Source organism: Candidatus Eremiobacterota bacterium, assembly GCA_031082125.1.
Taxonomy (GTDB): Bacteria; Vulcanimicrobiota; CADAWZ01; order CADAWZ01; family Ess09-12; genus Ess09-12.
Genome location: JAVHLM010000021.1, coordinates 44148 through 58710, shown reverse-complemented (window position 1 = coordinate 58710; position 14563 = coordinate 44148). Strand labels below are relative to the sequence as shown.

Sequence of the window (14563 nt, the reverse complement as noted above, 5' to 3'; positions counted from 1 at the left end):
AAGAAAATGAAAGAGAGGCTCCATAAGTACCTGTCCCGCTGCGGCCTCGCGTCAAGGAGAAAGGCGGAGGCCCTCATAAGCCAGGGGCGTGTGTGCGTGAACGGCGAGGTGGCCCCCCCGGGCGGGATGCTGATAGATCCCCTGGAGGACAGGGTGACCCTTGACGGCACGGCGGTGGAACCCCCGGCAGCGCCGGTTTATTATGCCCTCCACAAGCCCCATGGCTATACCACCACTGTCCAGGATGCCCATGCGGCGAAAACCGTCATGGAGCTTGTACCGGCATACCCCCGGGTCTATCCCGTGGGAAGGCTTGACAGGGACTCGTCAGGCCTCATCATCCTCACCAATGACGGTGACCTGGCCCAGGCTGTCACGCACCCCTCGCGGGGCCACGAAAAGGAATACGAAGTATACGCCGCATGCCTGAAGGGCACAGGCAGGGGAGCCCTCAGAAGCCTTCTCGGGAAAATGGAGAAAGGCGTCGCCCTGGAAGAGGGCGTCACTTCCCCGGCAAAAGTCCGCATCCTGAGGCTTGACGAGAGGGGCGCCCTGTTCCACCTCATCCTCAGGGAAGGGCGGAACAGGCAGATCAGGAGGATGTGCCAGGCCCTGGGGCTCAGGGTGGAGTCCCTCAGGAGGGTGAGGGTCGGGGCCCTGGAACTGGGCGACCTTGCCCCGGGCGAATACCGCCTGGTGGGCAGGGAGGAGATCCTTGGAAAGGAGAGGCAGAATGGCGAAAATTAAGGTATCATATGGCAAGACCATTGCCATGGGCAAGATCCCGGAGGTGAAATACGAGGCCACCTATGAGAACGACATCCCCCCCGGGGTCAGTGAAGAGGATTTCTTCCGCCTGTGCTGGGAGAAGGTGGAGCGCGAGGTCGAGGAGCAGGTGCGGCATGCCCGGGACCTTGCCAGGCCGCGCTGCGAAAAGTGCGGGAAAGCCGTCGAGAGCCTCTTCTCGGTCTGGGACGAGGAGCGGAGGGAATACATGCAGCTCTGCTTCGAGGACTACCAGAAATCAGGGACAGCCTGCTCATAGGATTCGCACAAAATCTGCCTGCCGGGAGAATGGCCCCTGGCCTCACGATACAGAACCATGGGAGCTGTCCCGGATTTCGCCGGGTTTCAGGCTTAGAGGAAAATGTCTCCTGGAAGAGAAATGCGTAAGCACTATAGGTCGAGAGAATGGAGAACAGAACATGGCGCATATAGAATATCATCAATGGTACAGCCACCGAGTGGGAAGGGAGATGGGCGTCCTTCGCTACGGCCACTGGGGCCCTCCCATGATCTACTTTCCCACCTGCGGGGGAAGCCACACGGAGTTTGAATATTACCGGCTCCAGGACGACCTCTGGTGGTTCATGGAGACGGGGAAGATACAGTTTTTCATCGTGGACAGCACCAACAACGACACATGGTACAACGACTACCTTCACCCCGCCGACCGCGTGAGGGGCTACCTGGCCTATGAGAGCTATATCCTCGATGAAGTGCTCCCGCTTGCAAGGAACCTTTCCCACAACGATTTCGTCGGGTGCTGCGGCTTCAGCCTCGGCGGCTACACCTCCTTCAACATGGCCTGCAAGTACCCCCATCTCTTCCGCTTTGCCGTCTCCCTGGGCGGCGTGTTCGACATCAGGGACTTCACCGACGGCTACCACGACGAGAGCGTATATTTCAACAACCCCGTGGAGTACCTCGCGAACCTCAACGATCCTTACTACCTGGACATGTTCCGCCACCACAGCAGGCTCGTCCTCGTAGGCGGCTCCTACGACAAGTTTCTTGGCGCCACCATTGAGCTCCACAACATCATGTCGCGCCAGGGGATAGTGCACCATTACGAGATATGGGATCCCCCCGCGGATCACCATGAGTACTGGTGGAAGAAGCAGATGCCCTCGCTTCTGGGGAGATTTTACACGTAAACCAGGAGAGGGCTCACGGCAGATGAAATTCCCGCTCCCGGTTTCAAAGCTCTTCACGGCAAGGGACGGACAGGAGCCCTCTTCCTTCTGCATGTTCCTGCTCCTTGCCTTCTTCATTGCGGTGGTGGCTGGTCTCATCATCAGGGTGGGACCTCTCATCAACACCCTTTTCTGGATAGACACTGTCCTGCTCATGGACGGTGGCTGGAGAGTCCTGTGCGGCCAGATACCCCATGGGGACTTTCACTCGGGACTCGGGCTGCTGACCTTCGTTTTTATTGCCCTCTCCATGAAATGGGTCGGACTCTCCCTCTGGTCCATCACCGTGATGAACTGCTTTTTTTTCGTGCTCATCACCCTGTGGGCCTGGATTATTGCCATAAGACGCATGCACTCCCTGATTGCCCTGCTGTTTTCAATATCGGTGGGAGCATTTATCGCGGGGACCTACCATCTGGGCTTTCAATACCAGGTGGCTACCTATAGTAATCTTTACAACCGTTATGGATATGCCCTGCTTTTCATTGCGCTCTGCGAGCAGGTTTTCCCCCCCCGTAAAAAGACCGCCTTTGATGAGGTGGCGGGGGGGCTCTCCACCGGTATTATCATCACGGCTCTCTTTTTTGTGAAGGCCACATATTCAACAGTGGCTGCCCTCTTTATCTGCATGAGGATATGGATGAGAGGGGCATCGAGGCAATGGCTCATCGGGGCGGCAACGGGAGCGCTGCTCTGCCTGCTGCCCATCCTGGTATTCATCAGGTTCAATATCATGGCGGTGCTCAGAGACTACGGGATGATGTCGAAAGTGCGGGGTGAAGCGGTTTTTCAGGCAGACACGTTATACAAATCACTCATGCATCACCTGGCGCCCTGTGTCTATCTCTTCGTTTCATGGCTCTTCGTTCCCGCCTTCTCCGGGGAAGGCGAAGAAAAGCGGCTCTCGAAGAACTCTCTCTCCCTGCTGCTGGTGGGAGCCCTGCTCTCAGCACATTTCCTTAATATTACCAACTTCAGCTTCAATTACGTGGATCTGCCGCTTTATGCCTTCATATCGTTCGTTCCCCTGGAATATTTCCTCAGGAGGAGCACTCTCACCGAAAGGAAAGCAGGCAGGGTTTTCGCCATCCTCATCGTGCTCTTTGCCCTCAGCAGCGGTATGTTCATAGTCAAGAACCTGCAGAGCCTGAAATATTCCCTGGAGCTGAAAGCAGAGTTTCTTGAGAGACTCCCTAAAATAGAATCCGCTCCATTATGCAATTTTTACGTGTTCTGCGGCGGAGATCATGACCCGGAGCGTTTTACCGAGATCGTGAAAGATATCCCCGACTCCGATTACCCGGCCAGGCTCATCCTTTATGACATGCGGAGTTATGCCGCAATCGTCAATGACGGGCTTGCACTGCTGAGGAAACATACTGACAGCGACTCGAGGATAGCCGCCCTGTGGTTTGACAATCCCTTCCCCCTGGCCCTCGGGTTGAAAAGCCCCCTTCACCAGTCAATCTTTTACCAATACCAGTATAATTTCAACGACCGCGTGCACTGGCAGCCTGAAGAGCTTTTCAGCGACACGACCCATATCATGGTGAAAATCGAGGCGGACTCCAATTCTACGGCACCCCTTGCGCGCCTTTACGGCAGTTATATAAAAAGCCATTATGAGCAGACAGATAAATCGGCGCGGTGGGCCCTCTTCACTTTAAGGAAAAAATAGAGGCCTGTGATTCTCAGGCTTTGTCGGAAGCTTCCCCGGCAAGAGGCACGAAAAACGTGAAGGTGCTCCCCTTGTCGGGCTCGCTCTCGACCCAGAGGGAGCCCCCGTGCTCCTGGATGATGGCCCTGCATATGGGGAGCCCCAGGCCCGTGCCTCCCTTTTCCCTTACCGTCGAGCTGTCAACCTGCTGGAACTTTTCAAATATCTTCTCATGGTAGTCTTTCGGGATCCCTGTGCCCTCGTCGCGGACAGAGACAAAGACCTTTCCCTCGCCGCTCCATGTCTTCGTAAATACAGTGCCGCCGCGGGGGCTGAACTTGATGGAATTGGAGAGGAGGTTGGTCACGACCTGGATGAGCCTGTCGCGGTCGGCGGCAAAAGAGGGGATGTCTTCTCCGAGATCGCTTGAGAGCTTTACGCCATAGTTCTCCGCGAAGCCTCCGATGCCCCCGACGGAGTCCTCCACCACCTTGTTGATATCGACAGGCTCCTTCTTCATCCTTATCTTCCCCGACTCTATCTTGGAGATGTCCAGGATGTCGTTGATGAGCCTGATGAGGCGCGTCGTGTTGTTCTTGGCGATATCGAGGAGCTCTTTCTGATCCTCGTTGATTTCACCTACGGTGCCGTCAAGCACAAGCGAAAGGGAGCCTGATATGCTTGTCATGGGTGTGCGGAGCTCATGGGAGACGATGGAGACGAACTCGTCCTTCATGCGCTCCACTTCCTTCTCCCTGGTGATATCCCTCAGGGCGATGATCCTCCCGAGGACGGAGCCTGTGCTGTGGACGACCGGGGCGCTGAACCACTCCACGATCTGAAGGAAGGGCTTGAGCCTTATGAAATGGCCGGAGCGCACCTCGTCCATGTGCTCCACGAGCGCGGCCATATCAGATGAGTACCGCGCCGGGTCCTGGAAAATCTCCGCAGGGGTGATGAGATCCTTTAGATTCCATGGCTTTCCCTGGCCTTCCGGGGCGAGGGAGAGCGAGAAATGCTCAAGGCATGCGCGGTTTGACAGGATGAGGCTCCCCTCCCTGTCCACCATCAGGATCCCTTCCTTGGTGGAATTCAGGACCGCCTCGATGCGTTCCTTATCGCGTGCCGTCTGCTCCTTGGCGTCGCCGAGGAGCCTGTTGGCCTGGGCAAGCTCCTCGGTGCGCTCCACGACCTTCTGCTCTATGTTGGCATAGATCTCCTTGAGGCTCCGCGTCATGCTGTTGAAACGATTGGCAAGAGCCTCGAACTCGTCGTCGCTCCTGATGGTGATCTCATAGTCCAGGTTCCCCCCCGACACCTCCTCGGTGCCTTTCATGATGATGTTGATGGGGATCAGGAACTTCCTGGTGAGGTACACCCCTGACAAAAGGCTCATGATCGTCGAGGCGCCCAGCAGAATCGCAATGATATTATGATGCCATTTGAGCACCTTGAAAAGATCATCGTATTTCACTCTCACAATTGTCTTCAGAGAGGCCCTGACCTTGCCGCCCGGGCGCTCATACATGGCGGGGATGGCAGGGAAGACAGTGTCAAAAGACCAGACCCATTCACCCTTGTCAAATTTGCTTTCCTGGTATTTACCGGTGATGGCGTCAAAATCTGCCTTGCTGAAAAGCCTCTTCACATTCATCGCCTCAGGGGAGCTTTTTCCGCTGCCGGCAAAGGAGGGATCGGTGGAGGTAAGTACTGAACCGTCATCGGTGGCAAGGTAGGTAAACTCGTTGAAGTTCTGGATCATCTCGTTTCTGTGCTTGTACAGCAGAGATGTTTTTATAAAGGAGCTGTCCAGCACCGCGATGAGCCCGCCCCGATAATTCCCCGACGGTGTATAGAAAGGGGTAAGGAGCACGATGCAGGAAGCGCCGTCAAAAACAGTGCCTGTTATCACGGCGCTCGAAGGGAAAGCCGAGGAGGGGTCTCCCTTGATATGGCCCACCTGGAGGGCGATGGCCCTCTGCACCAGGGGGTCATCGCCATAAGATACCGGACTCTGGAGTGACTGGTGATAACTGCCGAGGGCCGGATCCTTCATAATCCTGAAGAGCTCCCTGCCTTCACCGTCAAGCAGGGAAAGACGGCTGAACTTCTCGGCACGGAGACGCATCTGCTCCGTGAGCAATCTGGATAAGACGGCGACTTCTGCCTCTCTGTCCCCGGCCTTTGCGCTGCCGCTGAGAAGGCGGGGAAGGGAAGCCTCCTGCGAGAGGAAAATAAGGCTGTCACCTGAAGAATTGAGCATCTTCGTGCACATGACGTTGTGAAGGGATATGATGGAGGCCACCTTGTACTTTTCCGAGAAGATGAGGTGGCGCCTGTTGAGTAAGATGCCGTAAACCCCCATTATGGCAAGGGGGACCAGGGAGACTATGAGAAGAAACCCAATGAGCTTTCTCTGAAGCTTGACACTGCGCCCTATCATTCCTGCCTCACGCTCCCGCGAGGTGGACTTTGATTTTCTGGGCGAGCTCGTCGGGCGTGATCTGGAACTTGGCCATGAAATCCAGGGCCCCCATGTCCAGGATCTTCTGGATCTCCTGCTTGTCCTTCACGCTTGAGCTCAGGAATATGACGGGGATATCGGCGGTCTCGACGTTCTGGCGGAGCTGGCGGAAGACCTCTACGCCGTCGAGGTCCCCCGGCATCATGATATCCATCAGAATGAGGGAGGGCTTCTTCTCCTTGACCCTGTCAAGGCCCTCCTTGCCGGTCTTGGCATGAGTGACCTCATAGCCTTCCTTGACGAGCTTGAGCTGCCATATCCTGGCAATGGATGCGTTGTCCTCGACAATCAGTATGTGATGGGTCATGAAATCCCTCCTTTAATGCGAAAATCTTACAAAGGTGAGTGTGTAGCTTGTTCCTTTCCCCGGGGCGCTCTCCGCGACAAGACCGCCTCCGTAATTGGCCGCCACCATGTGGGCTATCAGAAGCTCAAGCCCCGTGGCTTTTGCCTCACCGGCAGGCTCGCCGGAGAAAAAGCCTTCACAGATGGCTTTCTGCTGATCCTCTGCGAGCACAAGGCCGGGGACCTCAACGACAAGGGAGAGGGCATGGGGGTCATCCCTGAGCTTGACCGGCACCGCGGCGCCCTCCTGGCCATAGACCAGCCCGTGGTGAATGAGCCCGCGGCAGGCCCTCGTGATATAGAGCTCGTCGCCGTCGTAAAAACAGGCCTTCTCGGGGAATGAGGCGGCGGTGGAGACATTTTTCCTCATGGGCGCGAGCTCTTTCAGAGAGCGGGCCACGATCTCCTTCATGTCAAGGGAGGTCTTCTTCTCCTCCCATATTCCTGATTCAAGAAAGCTGAGATCGGCCAGGGTATTCACAAGATCCAGCAGGTGCTCCGAGTTGCTCCGCATATCGTCAACCCATTCACGGTGCTCTTCTGAGAGGTCACCGCCGCAGCCCTCGCGCATGAGTGCCAGGTATCCCTTGATGACCACCAGGGGGTTCCTGAGGTCATGAAAGGCCTTTCTGAAAAAGGGGGGCTTATTAAGGCTTGTGAGAAAAAGATGCTCTCCCATGATCTATAGCTCCTTTACTGTGGTGCGAAGCACTTCTTCCAGCGTCGTGATGCCCTGGATGACCTTTATCATCGCGTCCTCCCTGAGGGGCCTGAGGCCCTCTTCCCGGGCCGCCTCAATGATCTTCTCCAGCGGCTCACCGACAGAGACAAGCTTCTTTATGCGGGAAGTCATCTTCATGACCTCCGTGACGGCCACTCTCCTGAGGTAGCCCGTGTTATAGCACGAGGGGCAGCCCACGCCCCTGTACACCTTTTCGGGCTTGTCCTTCGGCGATCCGAATATTTCGGTCCAGACACGGTCATCAATCTCCTGATCCTCGCGGCACTCGATGCAGATGCAGCGCAGAAGCCTCTGGGCCATGGCGCCCGAGACCACCGAGGCCACCAGGTAGGCGGGGATCCCCATCTCCACGAGCCTCGTGACGGAAGAGCAGGAATCGTTGGTATGGAGCGTCGAGAGCACAAAATGGCCTGTCATCGCGGCATGAAAGGCGATCTCGGCGGTCTCCTTATCCCTTATCTCGCCCACCATGATGATATCGGGATCCTGGCGGAGGATGGAGCGGAGGCAGTTGGCGAAGTCGAGGCCAATTCTCGCGTTGACCTGCGCCTGGTTTACCATGTCGATCTGGTACTCGACAGGGTCTTCAACGCTGATAACATTATGATGAATCGACTTCACCTTGTTAAGCGTCGCAAAGAGGGTAGTGCTTTTTCCGCTCCCTGTGGGTCCCGTGATGAGCATCATACCGTACGGCTGGGAGATTATCTCCGAGTACTTCCTGTAATTCTCTTCGGAAAAGCCCAGCTTGTCAAGGTTGGCAAGCGTCGTGCTCCTGTCCAGGAGCCTGAGAACCATTTTTTCCCCGAAGACGAGGGGGAAGACACTGGCCCTGATGTCAACCTCGCGCTCTCCCACCTTGATGCGGGTCCTCCCGTCCTGGGGGAGGCGCCTCTCGGCAATATTCATGCCGCACAGTATCTTGAGCCTTGATATCATGGAAGGATAGGCTGACATGGGGAGCGTGAGCTCTATGTGAAGGATGCCGTCTATCCTGAATCGGATGACGGCTTTCTTCTCCGTGGGCTCGAAATGGATATCGCTCGCATGCTTATCGACGGCGGCGTGGAGTATCCTGTTCACCAGCTGGATCACAGGTGTCTCCTCGCTGAGGGTCTCGAGGGCCTTCTCCTCGGAGCCGAACTCATGCTTTGCCTCGGCCGCCTTCTTTGAGACCTCCCTCACGGTGTCCTCAAAGGTGTCGCCGGCGCCGTAATAGGTCTTTATCGCCCTCTCGACATCCTCGCGGGTGGCATAGACCACCTTGAGGGTGAAATCCCTGTGCATGTATTTCACCGTGTCAAGGGCCACGATGTCGTTGGGATCCGCCATCGCCACCGTGAGCTCTTTTCCCTTGAGGCTCATGGGCATGAAGCAGTACTGGCGGGCGATATTCTCGGGGATAAGGTGCACCGAGTCCATTGAGATGATGAACTCCTCGAGCTTCACGACAGGCACCTGGTAGTAGAACTCGAGCAGATCGCCAAGATGGGATGGCTCCACCAGTTTCTGCTCGATGAGGATGGCCTCGATGGACTTGTGAGTGGTCTTGTAGAAGTCCATCACCTGTTTCCACTGGTTCTCCGTGATGGTCTCCGACTCCACGAGCATTTTCCCGAAACTTGCCACCTTGTCGGCTTCAGCCATGAGCTCACTCCTTCCGAGAAGCGTTCCCCAGCAGCCCCTTCACTTTCGCCACAAACTCGTCGGGCTCAAAGGGTTTCTTTATGTAGTCAATGGCTCCGAGGGCCAGGCCCTCCTCGATCTCCTTCTCCTGGGCTTTCGCCGTGAGGAACACGAAGGGGATGGAAGCAGTGTCAGGCTGGGCCTTGAGGGTCCTGCAGGCCTCGTAGCCGTCCATCCTGGGCATCATGACGTCGCAGATGATGAGGGCCGGCTTCTCCTCCTTCACCAGGTCCAGCAGCTCCAGTCCGTTGCCTGCGAATTTCACCTCGAAGCCGCCCTTGTATTTCAGCGTGACCTTGATTACCTTCTGAATATCCTGCTCATCCTCTGCCACAAAGATCATTTCCTTCGCCATGGACTCCTCCTTGCGCCTTCTGCCTCATCATACTGTTCTCTTCCGGGAGGAAATCACCTTCCATCTTTTCTCCGTCTGACGGCATCCAGAAGGTGAGAAGGAGATTGGCCTCTCATTGAACAATAATAGACGAAAGTCAAAATTGACGTAAAAAGATGAGAGTCTTCCCGGGTTGCAGCGAGGTAAGAGATGTTCGGAAAAAAAGTCACCGCAGGTCTTGACATAGGCCAGGACAGCGTGAAATGCGCCACCTCCCTGTCTGACAAATACCTTGTCAGGGACATGAGGCTCTGCGCTACCATGGCGGACCGTCAGACCCGTGATCAGCTCGCCTCGAGGGAAGAGCTCATCCGCTGCGTCAACGAGCTGGTGAAAGTCTGCCAGAAGGAGGTCCCCGGCTTCGGGAAGCACGTGAGTGCCTCGGTGCAGGGAAGCGGGAGCGTGGCCCGTTACCTTGAGCTTCCCCTTCTCAAGCCCAAGGAGCTCTCCGTCGCCGTGAACTCCCAGGCATCAAAATACGTGCCCTTCCCGCTGAAAGACATGACGCTCTCCTTCGTGAACGTGCCGCAGCTCTCGACGGCCAAGAAAAAAAGCGCCGTATTCTTTATCGCCGAGCAGAACGAGACACTCGAGGAGCTCAAGGCAATCATGAAAGCGACGGGCCTCAACCTGAACAGGATCGAGACACCGGTCCTGTCGCTTTCGCGCCTCTTCGCCCTCAACCACAGGTTTCCCAAGGATGAGTTTTTCGCCATAATCCACATGGGCTTCCGTTACTCATTCTTTATCGTCTTACGGGACCGCTATCCCTACTTCGTGAGAGAGCTCTCCATCTCGGGGAGGGATTTTACTTACGCGCTCCAGATGGGGGGCCAGTGCAGCTGGAGAGAAGCCGAGGAGACCAAGCTCAAGTACGACGTGCTGGCCAAAGAGACGGCCATAGAGCCCTTCATCACCCGGTGGCTTGACGATGTAAAGAGATCCATCGAGTTTTTTGTCAAGCAGTTCCCTGGCGAAAATTTCGACATCAAGAAGATATTCATCACCGGCGGCACCGCGGCAATGAAGAACCTGGACCTGAGGCTCTCCAGCTTCATTGCCCTCCCTGTGGAGAGCGACAGGTGGGACAGGATCAAGCGGTCTGGCGTCCAGGGCGAGGGCTCCGCAGAGGGCGACGACGGCTTCAGCACTTTCAGTGTAGCCATGGGACTGACTTTTGACTAAAGGGAGAAAAGCCACTTATGCATGAATGGCTTGATGAGCTGGAAAAGGACCTCGGCCCCGACGTGATCCTTCAGGCCCGGAACGAAGCGCACGGGGGAAGAAACCCCGCTGAATTCCTTGTGGAAAAGGGCCTCATCCCGTCAAGATCTCTCCTCTCCCTCCTTTCGCGCCATTACCACCTCCCCAGCGTGGAGCTTGAGCTCTATCATCCCCAGAAGGCCTCCGTTGACAGGCTGAACGAGAGCGTCATGAGGCGCTTTACTGCAATTCCGCTCTTTGAGCTTGATGACCACCTCTTTGTAGCCGTCACCGATCCCGATGATCTCACCATTCACGACTTCCTCAGGCAGATGACGGGGCTCACCGTTGAGCCCGTTATCGCAACGAAGGACTCCATCATAGCTGCCATCAACAAGATCTTCCTCACCGAGGAGAAAACAGCCCAGGCCATGGGCACCTTCGCCGAGAAAAAGGAAGAGGAAGATAATGCCGAGGGCCTTGAGGCCCTTATGATTGAGGACGAGAGCGCCCCTGTCATCAAGCTGGTGAACTACATGATCTCCCAGGCGGTGAACCTCGGCGCGAGCGATCTTCACCTTGAGCTCTTTCCCGACTCGGTGTTCCTCCGCTACCGGGTGGACGGCATCCTCTACGAGTTCCCGCCGCCGCCCCTGCACCTTTACCGGGCCATAGTGTCGCGCTTCAAGATAATCTCCAACCTGGACGTCGCCGAGCGGCGGATGCCCCAGGACGGGAGAGCCTCCTTCAGAATCGGCGATGATGTCTATGACCTGAGAGTCTCGATAATCCCCAACGTCCATGGCGAAGGCATCGTGATCCGCATCCTGGCAACGGTGGGGCGCTCCATCGACCTGGAGGACCTTGGCTTCAACACTGTCATGCTTGACCATTACAAGAAGCTCATAAAAAGGCCCTTCGGCCTCTTTCTCGTGACAGGCCCCACAGGGTCGGGGAAATCCACTACTCTCTACGGAACACTGAAACATATTTACACTCCCAAGAAAAAGATAATCACCATCGAGGACCCCGTCGAGTACCAGCTGAAAGGGATCACGCAGATCCAGGTGAACTCCGATATCGATTTCACCTTTGCGCGGGGCCTCAGGTCCATCCTGCGCCATGACCCCGACATCGTAATGCTCGGCGAGATCCGGGATCTTGAGACGGCAGAGATAGCCATCCGCTCGTCACTCACGGGCCACATGGTCTTCAGCACGCTCCACACCAACGACGCCGCTTCGGCGGTGACGCGCCTCCTGGACATGGGCATCGCCTCGTACCTCATCTTCGCGTCGCTGCTGGGAGTCCTGGCCCAGAGGCTCGTGAGGCGCCTCTGCCCCAAGTGCAGGAAAAAGGCGGAGCTTACCAGGGATGAGCTCCAGGCTTACGGAGTGAGCTACATCCCCGAGGAGTACGAGGTGTTCGAGCCGGCAGGGTGCCAGGCCTGCGGCGGCTTCGGATACAAGGGGCGCCTGGCAGTCTATGAGTACCTGGAGATCACCAATGCCATGCGGAGGCTTCCTGCCTCGGACGTGACCCCCGAGGTGATTAAAAGGCTTGCCGTTGACGGCTACTTCAGAGCCCTCAGGGACAGCGCCCTGGAAAAGTTCTTTGAGGGGGAAACAAGCATAGAAGAGGTGCTGAGCGTCACCGCAGAGGGTGATTAAGATCACGGAGAAAGAGGAGGGGCTATGCCACAGTTCTCATTTTCCGCACTGGACAGCGAGGGGAAAAAAGTCTCGGGGATGCTTGAGGCCGACAGCCCCGATGCGGCTCACAAGGTGCTTGCGGAAAAGGATCTCATCGTGACGAGCCTCACGATGACGGCGTCCACCGCTACCATGGCATCATCGGCGGCGGCCTACAAAAACCTCAGGGTGAAGACTGAAGACCTTCTGCTGCTCACCCAGGAGCTCAGCTCCATGCTTGACGCGGGGATTCCCCTCAAGCGCTCCCTTGAAGTGGTGGGCAATGACATCTCAAGCCGCAGCCTGAAGGTCGTGGTGACCAACCTCGCCACGGGGCTCTCCCAGGGGAAATCCCTCTCGGAGATGATGAGGCAGTTTCCCCGGGTCTTCTCGAAGCTCTACGTCTCAATGGTCGGGGCCGGCGAGAAGTCGGGAAATCTCCCCCTCATCCTGAACAGGCTCTCGGACTATATCCAGCGCTCGGAGTACCTCAGGAGAAAAGTGGAGGCGGCCCTTTACTATCCCACGATAGTGGTCTGCTTCGCCGTCCTGGTCATGGTCTTTCTCTTCACCTTCGGCATCCCGAGGCTCAAGAGCATCTATGACGAGCTGGGAAGGGAGCTCCCCTTCACCACGCAGACGCTGATAAACTTCTGCAGCTTCCTGGGGACCTGGTGGTATATCATCTTCCCCCTGATCGGCGTCGCCATCTACCTCTTCGTAAGATTCGCGAGAACCGAGGCGGGCCAGCTTGCCATCGACACCTTCAAGATCAACATGGTGCTCCTCGGGGAGCTCTTCCAGAAAGTGGCCATCTCGCGCTTCGCCCGCACACTCGCCACGCTCTACTCGAGCGGCGTGCCCATCCTTGACGCGATGGAGCTCGTCTCGGGAAGCACGGGAAACAGGGTCATGGAAAACGTGGTGAAAGGGGCCCTCAAGAACCTCCGCGAGGGCGAGCAGCTTGCCGATCCCCTCAGGAGAAGCAAAGCTTTCACCGAAATGGCCATCAGCATGATCGCCGCCGGCGAGGAGACCGGTTCCCTGGACACCATCCTCGCAAAGCTCGCTGATTTCTATGAGGCGCAGGTGGAGATATCGCTCCAGGCTCTCTCCGGCCTCGTTGAGCCAATTATCATGATATTCATCGGCATAGGGCTGGGAGCTGTCATCATCACGCTTGCCCTGCCGTTCCTCACCGTGAGCACGCTCATCAACTGACAGGGGGAAAAGCCCATGAAAAAAAGCCAGGGATTCACACTCATCGAGAGCCTGATAGCCTTTGTGCTCATCGCCATCCTTATCATCACGCTGGTGTCAGTGTTTTCGATGCAGCGCAGGGGCATGCAGGCATCGGAGAACAGGGTCAAGGCGGCCTTCCTGGGAAGGAGCGTGCTGGAAGGCATGAAGACCAGGACCTTTGACGATATTTACGCGTACTCAGGCAAAGTGACTTACACGGGCCTCGACGACAGCGCACAGGGCGTGAAGGATAAAGTGCATACGCTCGAGATCCTCTACAACGTATCGGTAGAGGCCCAGGGAGCCGACAAGAAAATCGTATGGGTCGATCTGTCGTGGACCGAGAGAGGCGGCAGGTCGGCGGCATTCCAGACAAAGCACGAGGTGGTGGAGACGGTCTTCACGAGGCTGAAATAAAGGTCTTTGAATCTCCCGGCCGGGGGGGGAATCCAAGGAGAGTGAGAGAAGAGGGCGGGCTCATCGCCTGGGAAAATCGGAGGGTGACTGAAATGAGAGAGAGAGGAAAGGCCTGGTTTCTGAAGGGCATGAGCCTTCCCGAGCTGATTGCAGCCATGATCATTGTATCCTTCCTGTCGGGCATCCTCGTGGTCATGCTGCTTGCGGGGAAGAAGACCTACCAGGCATCGGTGGCGCGCGGCAAGGGGCGCCAGGACCTCACCGCAGCAATGTATAATATCACCGAGGACCTGAAGGACACCAGGCTGTCCTTTGTCACGGTCTCAGCGGACCGCAGGGCCTTCAGCGCCATCTCGGCCTATGACACATCCGGGACTTTCACCACCGATACCGTGACGGGGGCTCCCGTGTGGAAAAAGTTTGTCGTGTACTATCTCAAGGCCGGCACTACCAATCTGATGCGCCGTGAGGTCTACGGCACCTTCACCGCCGCCCTCACGGCAGATGAGCTGACGGCGCAATGCAATGGCACAGGAAAGCTTGTGGCTTCCGATGTGCTGTCGCTGAGCATTGCCACCGACGCTATCAATAAATCAATGACGCTCTCCGTGACGGTCAGGAACACGAGCCGGCACGGCACCATCGACGAACAGACGCAGCAGGCCGTCATATACCCGGCCAACTAG

At 56.7% G+C, this 14563-nt stretch carries 14 protein-coding genes; 9 read left to right on the top strand and 5 right to left on the bottom strand.

The annotated features are described in order from the left end of the window. Nucleotides 1-6: 6 nt before the first annotated feature. The 4 genes from RDV48_20895 to RDV48_20880 all read left to right on the top strand — a co-directional run bounded on the left by RDV48_20895 (nt 7) and on the right by RDV48_20880 (nt 3654). Complete coding sequence (locus tag RDV48_20895; protein MDQ7825271.1) at nt 7-747, top strand: pseudouridine synthase; 741 nt, start codon at nt 7-9, stop codon at nt 745-747. Then, a complete protein-coding gene (locus RDV48_20890; GenBank protein MDQ7825270.1) occupies nt 734-1045 on the top strand; it encodes a hypothetical protein in 312 nt (103 codons plus the stop codon). The genes RDV48_20895 and RDV48_20890 overlap by 14 nt, the downstream gene beginning before the upstream one ends. A 160-nt stretch (nt 1046-1205) precedes the next feature. Beyond that, complete coding sequence (locus tag RDV48_20885; protein ID MDQ7825269.1) at nt 1206-1937, top strand: alpha/beta hydrolase-fold protein; 732 nt, start codon at nt 1206-1208, stop codon at nt 1935-1937. A gap of 22 nt (nt 1938-1959) precedes the next feature. Next, on the top strand, nt 1960-3654 hold the full coding sequence (locus tag RDV48_20880; GenBank protein ID MDQ7825268.1) for a hypothetical protein: 1695 nt from the start codon (nt 1960-1962) through the stop codon (nt 3652-3654). 13 nt (nt 3655-3667) lie between these two features. Here the strand turns inward: RDV48_20880 and RDV48_20875 are convergent, their stop codons facing one another. From RDV48_20875 to RDV48_20855, 5 genes are read right to left on the bottom strand one after another with little or no spacing between them, the layout of a single operon-like run. Then, on the bottom strand, nt 3668-6076 hold the full coding sequence (locus RDV48_20875; GenBank protein ID MDQ7825267.1) for an ATP-binding protein: 2409 nt from the start codon (nt 6074-6076) through the stop codon (nt 3668-3670). 7 nt (nt 6077-6083) lie between these two features. Beyond that, the gene (locus tag RDV48_20870; GenBank protein MDQ7825266.1) at nt 6084-6464 is read right to left on the bottom strand and encodes a response regulator; all 381 of its coding nucleotides are present in this window, start codon (nt 6462-6464) and stop codon (nt 6084-6086) included. A gap of 12 nt (nt 6465-6476) precedes the next feature. Beyond that, entirely contained in the window at nt 6477-7181 is a 705-nt protein-coding gene (locus RDV48_20865) for a HAMP domain-containing sensor histidine kinase (GenBank protein MDQ7825265.1), read from the bottom strand. Nucleotides 7182-7184: 3 nt separating this feature from the next. Beyond that, entirely contained in the window at nt 7185-8891 is a 1707-nt protein-coding gene (locus tag RDV48_20860) for an ATPase, T2SS/T4P/T4SS family (protein MDQ7825264.1), read from the bottom strand. A gap of 4 nt (nt 8892-8895) precedes the next feature. Continuing rightward, nucleotides 8896-9285, bottom strand: coding sequence for a response regulator (locus RDV48_20855; GenBank protein MDQ7825263.1), 390 nt, complete (start codon nt 9283-9285; stop codon nt 8896-8898). A 189-nt stretch (nt 9286-9474) separates the two neighbouring features. On the opposite strand from RDV48_20855, the gene pilM reads away from it, so the two are divergent. The 5 genes from pilM (at nt 9475) to RDV48_20830 (ending at nt 14563) form a co-directional block, all read left to right on the top strand. Then, nucleotides 9475-10509 carry a pilus assembly protein PilM gene (gene pilM / locus RDV48_20850; GenBank protein MDQ7825262.1) on the top strand — a complete coding sequence of 345 codons (1035 nt, stop codon included), beginning with the start codon at nt 9475-9477 and terminating at the stop codon, nt 10507-10509. A 17-nt stretch (nt 10510-10526) separates the two neighbouring features. Beyond that, entirely contained in the window at nt 10527-12197 is a 1671-nt protein-coding gene (locus RDV48_20845) for a GspE/PulE family protein (GenBank protein MDQ7825261.1), read from the top strand. Between the two features lie 24 nt (nt 12198-12221). Beyond that, complete coding sequence (locus RDV48_20840) at nt 12222-13439, top strand: type II secretion system F family protein (GenBank protein ID MDQ7825260.1); 1218 nt, start codon at nt 12222-12224, stop codon at nt 13437-13439. A gap of 15 nt (nt 13440-13454) precedes the next feature. Next, nucleotides 13455-13877 (top strand): prepilin-type N-terminal cleavage/methylation domain-containing protein, encoded by a 423-nt coding sequence (locus RDV48_20835; GenBank protein MDQ7825259.1) that lies wholly within the window; start codon nt 13455-13457, stop codon nt 13875-13877. Between the two features lie 92 nt (nt 13878-13969). Continuing rightward, a complete protein-coding gene (locus tag RDV48_20830) occupies nt 13970-14563 on the top strand; it encodes a prepilin-type N-terminal cleavage/methylation domain-containing protein (GenBank protein ID MDQ7825258.1) in 594 nt (197 codons plus the stop codon).